We start from the raw sequence: 10,640 nt of genomic DNA on the forward strand, positions 1-10,640 counted from the left end.
AAGTTCGCAATTCTGGGCAATTCGCTGTCGTATTTTAAGATAAATGGTATTGACGGATCGGATAGAAATGCCGGTCAATTGGGTTGTGTCAGTAGCAGTAAAATCCATCGAAAAACATCGAGTAAGTTGCCTGAACTTTGCTTCTCTGATTCGAGAACGAAAATAGTATCTGTTTTTGGCATTCATCTCAGAAAGTTAGCACACTTTAGTAAGTGCTTAACTTCCTAAGACCCAAATCAATAACACATTCGTTGTCGTACTCAATTCCATAATGCGAGCTTACCAGAGCGAATATCGGTGTACAATTCATGGCAATAGATGCGTACAAGTCAGATTCGATGTAATAACTTGCGAGGGAAGTGGTTGTTATGAAGAGATTAATTGCTGCTGTTTTTTTTATTGTTGCGATTACACTATCCGGTTGCGTGGCTTCATCGGGAAATCATCAAGCACCTTATATCTCGCCAGCGCAATTTCAAACCTACAATTGCAACGAATTACTGGCAGAGATTGAGCGAATTCAAACTAGAGTCAGTCAATTGACGGGTAAGCCGGATGATAAAACACCGGCCAAGGATAAATGGATACTGGGTGCCGATTTATCGCTTTCCTGGGCAGCGTTATTTGCACTCGGCGGGACTAAAGAACAAGAAGCTGAATATGCGCAGTTAAAGAGTGAATATGATGCGATACAGCAATGGGCAGTCATCAAACAATGCCCTGGAGTGATTCCACCGGCGGAAAAACCGCCGGAATTTGATCCCGATCTGGTCGATTCACATAGGCTGGATACCAAGACAAGTCAACGTTAAGAAATCATATTTGAATTTTTGAATCGGACTGCACTGAGAGGCGGCGATGCCGTGCGAGATAACGTGGTGTCCAGCCATACGGGATCTTGTGCACGAAATGATAACGTGCCACATGATAACTGGGGTCAAAGCCGTAAAAATTAAGTTCCATGTGCCGGAGTTCTTCAGTGCGGTAATTTTGTAACGGTTTTAGCTGTTCATCCAATTGCCGCTGCTGTGTTTTTTGTTGTAAGAGTGAAGCGAACTCGGGATTTGCAGCAAGCGCTTCAGCAATACGAACTATTTCCTTCTTAAAGTCATCCGGGTTTAAAGCAAAGCAATCATCGATCAATCCGATATCCCGGGCTTTCTGTGCGCTGACCGGCAAACGATTTTGTGTCAATGCGCGTACACACGATGCATCGACCCGGCGTGGTAGCAAATAAGTCCAATATTCCGAGCCGTAAAGATTTCCCATGCTTTTATAATGCGGATTGAGTATGACACTGGCGCGCGCAAAAATGTAATCGGCAGCCAGCGATAGAAACACGCCACCGGCACCGGCATTGCCTTGCAGCGCTGCGATCGTGAGCTGCCGCTCAGTGGTGATGATCGACTGCACCAGATCATTCATGGCATTAATGTTGCGCCAGGACTCGCCGGCGGGACTATCGGCATTTTCGATATGATTGAGATGTATGCCATTGCTCCAGAAATCGGGTCCGCCCATCAACACGATCACACGAACGTCGCTTGCTGCGGCTTGCAAGTAAGTGTTACGCAAACGCTCACACTGCCCGGCATCCATGGCACCGTTATAAAAATCAAAATGCAGATAGCCGACATCTTTTTTTCGTTCGAACCAGATATCCCGGTAAGTATTGCTAGATTTTGCAGTGAAAGGATCAAGAGATATTTCCGGCACAGCGTTAAGATAATCTTTTAAAGCAATCGTGGCGGCCAGTTTGAAAGTGGGCTCAGCATCTTTTTTATGTTTCAAATGACCGATCCAGACCGCGCCATCCAGGGTAGCGCGGCAGATGGCGTTGTGACGCTTGGCGATAATTGCTCCGGGTGTGCCAGTCAGATTCTCTTCGCTGTATGCATCATACAAATAATAGGATTCACCCAACAACGTATCCAAAACACCGGGGAATCCATCGGCGGCATGGATTTTCCTTACAATGGTGCGCGTGTTGTCTAGTTGCCAATCAATGAGGCGGTCAGCTTGCCGGACGGGCGTATGCAAGCGGCCATAGACATCAACGCGTGAATAATCCAGCGGAACCGGTTTATAAGCGCCGGACTGAAAACGCGTTATTGCTGCGAGTACAGCGCGGGTTGCTGCTTCAACAACTTCGTGGCGGTACAGGCTACTTTTGCGAGCCTGCCGCATCGGAAAAACTTCCGCAGCCCAGATATCGCCCGCATCCATTTCCGCATTGGCTTGCAATACGGTTACGCCCCATTCCTGCCGATCCAGCATGATTGCCCAATCGAGGGCGGCAGGGCCGCGGTCTCCGATGATTCCCGGGTGCACGATAAAACAAGTATGTTTGCGCCAGATGGTTTCCGGGATAGCGCGTTTTAGATAAGGCGCGATAATCAGATCTGGCTGGAAAAGTGCGACGGCTTCGCAGCTCATCGCGTCGTTGATATCAAACTCGATGGATATATCATGTCCGCAATGCGTTAATTCAACAAACAGACGTTGCGACAGACAATTGAAGCTGTGTGTGAGAAACAGAATTTTCAATTGACGGAAATTAGCAGATCCGTGGCAGTTGCTCGCCGCTTAACCAATCAACGACGCGTTTGCCACCAAACCGGGTTTGCATTTGCACAAAGCAGTGCGCGTCTTCGATGACTTCACCGATGATGCTGGCATGCCTGCCCAATGGGTGGGCATGCATCACATGCAATAGCTTTTCGGCATCTTCCGCAGCGCAGATCGCAATCAGCTTGCCTTCATTGGCAATGTACAACGGGTCCAGACCGATGAACTCACAAGCGGCTTGGACTTGCTCCTGGATCGGCAGCCGGTCTTCATAGATCATCATGCCTACCGACGATTGCTGGGCAATTTCGTTAAGGGTAGTGGCTACGCCGCCTCGTGTAGGGTCACGCAATACGTGGATGCCGGGCGTGATTGCAATCATGGCCGCTACCAGATCATGCAAGGCCGCGGTGTCCGATTCGATACTGGTTTGGAAAGACAGGTTTTCACGCAACGCCATGATGGCGATGCCATGATCGCCGAGTGTACCGGATACCAATATCTTATCGCCGGGCCGGGCATTGTCACCGGAAATATGAATCCCTTCCGGCACCATGCCAATGCCCGTCGTGGTGATGAATACGCCATCGCCGTTGCCTTTTTCCACCACTTTGGTGTCACCGGTGATAATCGGCACTTGTGCAGCGTGTGCCGCTTTAGCCATGGAATCCACGATGCGTTTCAGATCGGATAACGGGAAACCTTCTTCCAGAATAAAACTGGCAGCCAGGTAGCAAGGCTTGGCGCCAGACATGGCAATGTCATTGATGGTGCCGTGCACTGCCAAACTGCCGATATCTCCACCGGGAAAAAATAGAGGAGTCACGACATGGCTGTCGGTAGACATCACCATGCGGCCATTAATGCTCTGGAAGCAAGCCTGATCATTCATCTGGCGCAAGAATTCGTTATCAAATGCTGTAATGAACAATTGCTGGATTAATTGCGCCATCGCCCGTCCGCCGCTGCCATGGCTCATTTCGATGCAGCCATGCTTCAGGTCGAGTGCACGGGTATAACCCGGTTTAACTTTACCTGTGGCGGGCATTAATTTTCCTGCGCTGCAACATGATTATTTTCACGGAAACGGCCATAGCTGTAATGAGCGGCACATGCGCCTTCAGAGGAAACCATACAGGAACCGACCGGGTTTTCGGGTGTACAAACAGTGCCAAAAATTTTGCAATCCTGCGGCCGTTTAACGCCGCGCAAAATAGCGCCGCACTCGCAGGCCTTGTTATCGGCAATTGATATTGTTGAAATCCGGAAACGCTGTTCGGCGTCAAAGTCAGCATAGCTTGATTTGATTTTAAGCGCGCTGTAAGGCACCCACCCCAAGCCGCGCCACTCAAATGTACGGCGTAATTCGAACACTTCGGCGACAAGCGATTGCGCTTTGCGATTGCCTTCAAGAGAAACCGCACGGGTAAATTCATTTTCAACTTTAGCCCGGCCTGTATTGATTTGGCGTATCAGCATGAGGATGGCCTGCATGACATCGAGTGGCTCAAAGCCGGCTATCACGACCGGTTTCTGAAATTCTTCGGCGAAATATTCGTACGGTTGGCTGCCAATGATGACGGAAACATGCGCCGGTCCAATAAAACCATCCAGCGGAACCAGACCAAACTGACGGACTTCCGGCGATTGCAAAATATGGGAGATGGCGGAAGGGGTCAGGACGTGATTGCAGAATACCGTGAAGTTATTCAAACCCAGTGTCTGCGCTTGCTGGATTGCAACAGCTGTGGGCGGTGTCGTGGTTTCAAAGCCGATAGCAAAGAAAACCACCTGCCGTTGCGGATTTTCCTGGGCGATTTTTATAGCATCCGCACTGCTGTAAACCATGCGGATATCCGCACCTTGCGCTTTCGCTTTCAACAAACTCATCCCGTTGGTGGCTGGTATGCGCAGCATATCTCCGTAACTGCAGAGTATCAATCCCGGCATTTGTGCCAATTGAATCGCATTCTCTACGCGGCCGATAGGTAAAACGCATACCGGACAACCCGGGCCATGAATCATATGCACATTGTCAGGCAGCAGATCGATTATGCCGAAGCGCGAAATGGCATGGGTATGGCCACCGCAAAATTCCATGAAGTGGTAATCGCGTCTGGGGTCGGCTTCCGATGCGATTTTTGCAGCGATTTGCCGTGCCAGAGCGCCTGCGCGAAATTCATCGATATATTTCATTATGAAAGATTGTTATCGAGCGCCGATATTTCGGCGAACATTGCCAATGTGCGCTCCGCTTCCAGCGGATCGAGCTTTTGTAGCGCAAAACCAACATGTACGATGACGTAATCTCCAGGAACAATATCTTCAACCAATGCCAGTGAAATTTCTTTGCGCACGCCGCTGAGGTTTACGATGGCATGATTTGCAGCAGTCAATTGTTCGACACAAGCAGGAATAGCAAGGCACATGGGCGCTTAATGGGAATTTCCGGAGAGTGAAATTATGACATAATTAATCATCCTTATTATTGATAGTCAAAAAGTGATCAAGCGAAATTTTTTTATTCAATATTCGATAATTGTGTTGATTGGATTGGCTGGCTTGTGCGTTATGCACAATTCTGCGCGTGCGGATAATAACGTGTGGATCGATGTGGATACCACTGAGCACACTTTGTCTGTGATGCAGGGAAATACTGTTCAGGCGGTATTTAAAAATGTAGCGATTGGACGTTTCGGTACTACATGGTCAAAAATGACAAAAGACGATAAAACCCCGCTGGGTAGATTCAAGATTGGCTGGGTCAATGAAAAGAGTCGTTATTATCGTTTTTTTGGCCTTAATTATCCTAATCTTGATACTGCAAAACGCGCACTGGAGGAAAATAGGATTGATGAAGATACCTGGCTATCAATCTTGGCGGCAAAAAGTATGGGTAAGACACCACCTCAGAATACACCGCTGGGCGGCCATATCGGCATACATGGGATTGGCAGGGGAGATCGAGAAATTCACCATCAGTATAATTGGACGAATGGCTGCATTGCGCTGACGAATGAGCAAATCGATCAGCTCGGCAAGTGGATCAGACCTGGTGTGTGGGTGAATATTCGTTAGCGTTAGAATGACTATTTATGCAGGTCTTCGCTCTTTGTTGTTAATTAATTGAATTGAGGAATATTTGGAAATAGTTATTCCTATTAATTACTTATGATTCTGTTTGTGATTCTTTTGATCCGGTGCGTGGTAAATTTGTCATAAAATGCATTTATTTTGCGGGAAAAATCGGATAAGATTCCGGTGCGTTAATGATATTAAAATATCTAAAATGTCATTAACTATTAGAAATAGTGGATGTTTGTGCGTATTGAATAGAATAAACAACTGAGGAGATCGGAATGAAAGGAAAAATCCAGCATCCAGTTCGTATGTTAACACTGGCAGCAATTGCAGGCGCTTTTATTGGGTTGACAGGATGTGCAACGACAGGTCAATTGGAAGAGCTGCAAAATAAAGTGAATGCTGATATTGCGGCTGTTAAAGCTGATGCAGCTGCAGCGAAAGCAGCAGCAGATGCAGCTAACGCCAAAGCAAATGATGCGCTGCGTATTGCGGACGAAGCAAACAGACGTTCAATGGATACAGAATCCAAAATCGATCGCATGTTCAAAAAAGCAATGCATAAGTAATAAGTAATGTAATACCAAATAAAAATTTGGATTTGCATTCATAAAAAAACCCCTCGCATGAGGGGTTTTTTTATGTGTATCGTTTCACAGCTTACATTCCGTTGTTTGATGCTAATGGTTATTTTGCGTGTGTAATTGTGCTTGTGCGGTAGTGCGAGAGATCAGTACAGGCATTCCACTTTTTTCCATGATCGCTTGTTTTAGAGCTTCTTGATCGATTTCAAAATCTGCGGGTATGGTTCTTTTGCTGCTTTTTAATGCGAGAAAATCATTGATGGCTGTGACTACCATGTGTTTATAGTTGGTGTATTTTTCCTCGTCTTCTTCTAATGGCGGGTGAAGTTCAATGAAAAGCGAGTCCAATAACCAGCCAAGTTTAATGGGTTGATTCACTATTTGTACTGATGTACCGACCGGGACTTTATCAAAGAGTGCTTCTATGTCTTCCGGATACATGCGAACACATCCTGCGGAAACGCGCATGCCGACACCAAATGGCTTGATCGTGCCGTGTATCAGATAACTGCCGCTGCTAATACCAAGACGCATAGCATGCCGGCCTAAGGGGTTGGTGGGGCCTGGCGGAACAATACTGGGATAGGGTTGTTCTCCATTGGCAATTCTGTCCATTTGGAGAGATTTTGGTGGTATCCAAGTGGGATCTTTCTTTTTCTCTACTATTTTTGTTGTTCCCAAGGGGGTTATCCAGTCCATTCTGCCTATACCGACGGGGTGTGTAATAATCATCGGCTTTTCGCCTTTTTTAGGTTCCGGGAAATAATAAATTCTCATTTCAGGTAAGTTGAGTAGTAATCCCTTGCGGTCGCCGTGAGGAATAATATAGCGGCTAGGCAGAATGACCTCTGCGCCATCCTGGGGTAACCATCGATCTACATTGGGATTGGCCAGTAGAATCTCTATTTGACCAATATCGTATCGGCGTGCGATATCGAGTAGTGTTTCCGCGCTGCTTGCATGTGTAGTTCGTATTTGACCAAAAACATCAATATCGGAGGGTGGGAGTACCCACGTTTCGGCTTTAATTGGAAAAGCGGCGATTAGATTCAGTATTGCAAAAAAAAACAAATAGGATTTACGCATAAGTCGTACCTTGCAAAGGTGGTGCCCTACTTAAGTTATGAGGTAATGAATGTAGCGGATGATAGCTGAAATTTCCTGATTCAAAACGTGAAAAACAGTATAAATATGCTTCATTGAAAGAGAAGGAAATTAATTTATATTGCTTCAATATCAGTAAGTTTAAGAAATTCTGAACGAATTTTTTAAAGATGTAAAATTAAATTTATCATCAGAAAAACAACAAATATGTTGTATGAGAACAACATATTTGTTGCTTAATGTGCAAGATTTGTTTGTTTTTCTTGCAGTATGTTTCTGTATTGGGGCACAATCAAATCAAACCTCCCGATTGGGGAGGTCCGAACAAGCGGGGTGCATTCCACCGGAATGTAGTGAGACAAAATAAGACGGCCCCAGTCGTTTTAACATTAAAGGAGAACTTCGGTATGAAGAAGAAACTTATTTCGTTGGCAGTAGCCGGTGCACTTGCAGCTCCGATGGTTGCATCAGCACAAGGAACAAACGTAACACTGTTTGGTAGTGTGCAAGCTGAATATGCAACAGTGAACAAAGAAGGTCAAAGTAGCCAGGCTCATATCGGTGACGATACAGGTCGTTCCAGATGGGGTATGCACGTTACTGAGAATTTAGGTGCTGGCTTAAAAGCAAAGGCGCATGTTGAGTATGGTTTTAGTACAGGCAGTGGTGCTCTAGGTATTGCGCGTGAACGTTGGGTTGGATTGGCCAATGACAATTGGGGTGAAGTAAAATTTGGTCGTGTTCAATCACCATTTAAAGATTTTGCTGGTGGTATGACCATTGATCCATTTGCATATACAACCCTCCAAGCATCAGGTAGCGGCGGTACTATGTCGGCATCAGCAAATGGTCTGGGATCAGGAGCAAATGGCTTCGTAAATAGCGCAGCTCGCTATGATTCACCAAAAGTCGAAGGTTTTAGCTTCTCGGGTATATTAATGCCAGGCGACTCTAACAGATTAGATCCTGCAAATGTTATCGCTCCATCGGGTAGCTTTGCTGGAAGTCAGTCAAATTCAGGTGGTGAAGATGGTGAATGGGACTTCCAAGTTGCAGGTAAATACGAAGCTCAATTTCAAGGTCATAATTTAGCTGTATTTGGAGGTTACTCTCGCGATAACATCAGTACTCGCCAAAGAACAGGTAATGCAGGTTATGCTCCTTTGGTTAACAACGAGCATATCTGGCGTGGTGGTGCATCATGGAGTTTCCAAAACTTTAAGTTGAATGGCCAGTATGAAAATATTAACAATGCCGTAGGTGCAGCTACTTGTACTAATGCCGGTATGTTAGGTAACCCAGCAACAGGCTCACCTGATTCGCGTGGACAGTGCAATTCAGCGATGAATTGGGGTGGTGACGGTAACATCTGGTTTGCAGGCGGTCAATATGACTGGGGTAATACCAGCTTTATCGCTCAAGGCGGTATGACAAATGCTCATGGATTGGCTGGTGGTGCATCACGCCGTGAAGTAAGCAGCTTTACCGTTGGCGCAATCCACAATCTCAGCAAACGTTCTAGCCTCTTCGGCGGTTATCAACGTGCAATGGTTGATGATAGAAATGCTGTATTCAGAGATAGCAATACCTATAGCATTGGTATGCGTCACAACTTCTAAGAAAGTTTTAGTCTCATAAAAAAGGCACCGATTGGTGCCTTTTTTATTGTCAGAAAGAAATATAATAAATCCTTATTAGCCTTTTTCTGGTTGTGCATTTGTAATTAAGGAAATATTGAAGGATTTTTAAAGGAGAATTTGCAGTCATGAGTATGAAGAAATGGACAGACGAAGAACTGATTACTACGCGCGACAATCTGGATGCATGGGATAAACGAAGAAAGAGTTCGGGCGCGGGCTCAAAAATGTGGTTGTTGACAGCACTATTGGGTGCGTTTGCTATTTCGACCGGGGTCGCGTTTATCTTCCTTGATGGTATTGATGTGCTGAGCGTGATATTGATCATTATGGGTGCAGTGACATGTTTTTCCTGGTACAGAAGTGACAAGCAACTTAAAGACAATATTGGATTTCTGGCGGAGATCAACAAAGAGATTAAAGCGCGAAAATTGAAAGATACTTCAAAATCCACCAATAAAATGGATGAGCATATAAAAGAAATCAAAGAGGATGACAAGCAAGAGTCGTCTGTAACGGAATCTCAGGTTACTGATAAGAAATAAAGAAAAAGAAGTCAGGGTGATAACTCCGGTATGAGAATGGGTAATTTATGGACAATATTTGTTCAATTTGTTGTTTCCAAAGTAGCGCATTCAGAAAAAATTCATTTGCAAGATGATTTGTCTGAACAATCGGATTTAAGCGCGGAAGATGGCTTGATTTTTAAGGCACTTTGTCAATTTGTATGGATTCAGGGTGATTTACTGCCACTTATTTTTGATGTGGAAAATGAGATTTATACGAAGCAAGGAATTACCCGGTCGACACTTAAGCGCCTTGAAGAAATTGATCTGGTTGTGTTTGAGAACGATGGCTTTATTAAGAAAGGCTACGGTAAACATACACGTTTATTTTATAACGGTAAGCCAACGAAAATAGGATTCCAACGGGATGCTGATAATTATCTGGACTTGGGGCATGTGCTGCTAACCGAGCGTGGTAAGAAATTAGCGCTGAATTTTGAGGTACCGGGAAATCAGCAATTCTATGAATATGTCATCACAAGATGGTTCCAGCAAGGACTGGTATTGTCATCAATACAAGTGGATCGCAATCGAGCAGCGAATTCTCTGAATCACACATGTTCAATCAAAGAATGAGAATGGCACGGTAATCATTCACATTGGTGAAAGTTGGACCTGTGATCACTAAATCGTTTAATAGCTGAAAAAACGTATAGGCATCGTTATTGGCCAGATACGCTGTAGCATTCAAGCCAAGTTTTTCCGCGCGATGGAATGAATCCGGTGTGATGAGCGCACCGGCATTGTTTTCACTGCCATCCAATCCATCCGTATCGCAGGCAAGGGCGTAAATCGCTTCAGTGCCTGCAAGCTCTATCAATAGCGATAGCAAAAACTCGGCATTGCGGCCGCCGCGGCCATTACCTTTAATTGTGACTGTGGTTTCGCCACCCGATAACAGAGCCACGGGCGCTCTTAACCATTGCGGGTGGTGACGGATCTCTTTGGCGAATGCAGCGTAGCTTTTGGCGATTTCGCGAGATTCACCACTAAGGAAGCGCTGAACAATTAGTGATTTCCAGATTTCCCGGTAATCCTGCCATTTTTTTGAACACGAATTCCCGGCAATTCATTTTTCAGTGGTGTTTTGTAGCCGGATT

12 protein-coding genes and 1 pseudogene are annotated in these 10,640 nt (G+C 45.5%); 6 read left to right on the top strand and 7 right to left on the bottom strand.

The annotated features are described in order from the left end of the window. Nucleotides 1-186 (bottom strand): annotated as a pseudogene (locus tag DU481_RS15000) (IS1595 family transposase); the annotation flags it as partial. Between the two features lie 182 nt (nucleotides 187-368). Here DU481_RS15000 and DU481_RS15005 point away from each other — a divergent pair. Then, complete coding sequence (locus DU481_RS15005) at nucleotides 369-812, top strand: hypothetical protein (protein ID WP_350135829.1); 444 nt, start codon at nucleotides 369-371, stop codon at nucleotides 810-812. A 4-nt stretch (nucleotides 813-816) separates the two neighbouring features. Here DU481_RS15005 and DU481_RS15010 read toward each other — a convergent pair whose 3' ends face one another. The 4 genes from DU481_RS15010 to DU481_RS15025 are packed head-to-tail and all read right to left on the bottom strand — an operon-like array spanning nucleotide 817 to nucleotide 4,997. Beyond that, on the bottom strand, nucleotides 817-2,547 hold the full coding sequence (locus tag DU481_RS15010; protein ID WP_350135831.1) for a hydrogenase maturation protein: 1,731 nt from the start codon (nucleotides 2,545-2,547) through the stop codon (nucleotides 817-819). Between the two features lie 10 nt (nucleotides 2,548-2,557). Next, complete coding sequence (gene hypE, locus DU481_RS15015; protein WP_350135833.1) at nucleotides 2,558-3,616, bottom strand: hydrogenase expression/formation protein HypE; 1,059 nt, start codon at nucleotides 3,614-3,616, stop codon at nucleotides 2,558-2,560. Then, nucleotides 3,616-4,764 (bottom strand): hydrogenase formation protein HypD, encoded by a 1,149-nt coding sequence (hypD, locus tag DU481_RS15020; protein WP_350135835.1) that lies wholly within the window; start codon nucleotides 4,762-4,764, stop codon nucleotides 3,616-3,618. The genes hypE and hypD overlap by 1 nt, the downstream gene beginning before the upstream one ends. Next, nucleotides 4,764-4,997: a HypC/HybG/HupF family hydrogenase formation chaperone gene (locus tag DU481_RS15025; protein ID WP_090316413.1), complete on the bottom strand. Its 234-nt coding sequence runs from the start codon at nucleotides 4,995-4,997 to the stop codon at nucleotides 4,764-4,766. The genes hypD and DU481_RS15025 overlap by 1 nt, the downstream gene beginning before the upstream one ends. 73 nt (nucleotides 4,998-5,070) lie before the next feature. Between DU481_RS15025 and DU481_RS15030 the strand changes: the two genes are divergently transcribed. Beyond that, complete coding sequence (locus DU481_RS15030) at nucleotides 5,071-5,646, top strand: L,D-transpeptidase family protein (protein WP_350135837.1); 576 nt, start codon at nucleotides 5,071-5,073, stop codon at nucleotides 5,644-5,646. A gap of 281 nt (nucleotides 5,647-5,927) precedes the next feature. Beyond that, nucleotides 5,928-6,218 (top strand): Lpp/OprI family alanine-zipper lipoprotein, encoded by a 291-nt coding sequence (locus DU481_RS15035; RefSeq protein ID WP_090316406.1) that lies wholly within the window; start codon nucleotides 5,928-5,930, stop codon nucleotides 6,216-6,218. A gap of 111 nt (nucleotides 6,219-6,329) precedes the next feature. Here DU481_RS15035 and DU481_RS15040 read toward each other — a convergent pair whose 3' ends face one another. Next, a complete protein-coding gene (locus DU481_RS15040; protein WP_350135839.1) occupies nucleotides 6,330-7,319 on the bottom strand; it encodes a L,D-transpeptidase family protein in 990 nt (329 codons plus the stop codon). Between the two features lie 425 nt (nucleotides 7,320-7,744). Between DU481_RS15040 and DU481_RS15045 the strand changes: the two genes are divergently transcribed. The 3 genes from DU481_RS15045 to DU481_RS15055 all read left to right on the top strand — a co-directional run bounded on the left by DU481_RS15045 (nucleotide 7,745) and on the right by DU481_RS15055 (nucleotide 10,116). Next, nucleotides 7,745-8,956, top strand: a complete 1,212-nt coding sequence (locus tag DU481_RS15045) for a porin (RefSeq protein ID WP_121168290.1) — start codon at nucleotides 7,745-7,747, stop codon at nucleotides 8,954-8,956. Nucleotides 8,957-9,102: 146 nt separating this feature from the next. Further along, nucleotides 9,103-9,519 (top strand): hypothetical protein, encoded by a 417-nt coding sequence (locus DU481_RS15050; RefSeq protein ID WP_107803068.1) that lies wholly within the window; start codon nucleotides 9,103-9,105, stop codon nucleotides 9,517-9,519. A gap of 30 nt (nucleotides 9,520-9,549) precedes the next feature. Beyond that, the gene (locus DU481_RS15055) at nucleotides 9,550-10,116 is read left to right on the top strand and encodes a hypothetical protein (RefSeq protein ID WP_350135843.1); all 567 of its coding nucleotides are present in this window, start codon (nucleotides 9,550-9,552) and stop codon (nucleotides 10,114-10,116) included. Here DU481_RS15055 and DU481_RS15060 read toward each other — a convergent pair. Next, the gene (locus tag DU481_RS15060; RefSeq protein WP_350135845.1) at nucleotides 10,106-10,447 is read right to left on the bottom strand and encodes an MOFRL family protein; all 342 of its coding nucleotides are present in this window, start codon (nucleotides 10,445-10,447) and stop codon (nucleotides 10,106-10,108) included. The genes DU481_RS15055 and DU481_RS15060 overlap by 11 nt on opposite strands. Between the last annotated feature and the right edge of the window lie 193 nt (nucleotides 10,448-10,640).

This window comes from Nitrosomonas sp. (assembly GCF_040240425.1).
Taxonomy (GTDB): Bacteria; Pseudomonadota; Gammaproteobacteria; order Burkholderiales; family Nitrosomonadaceae; genus Nitrosomonas.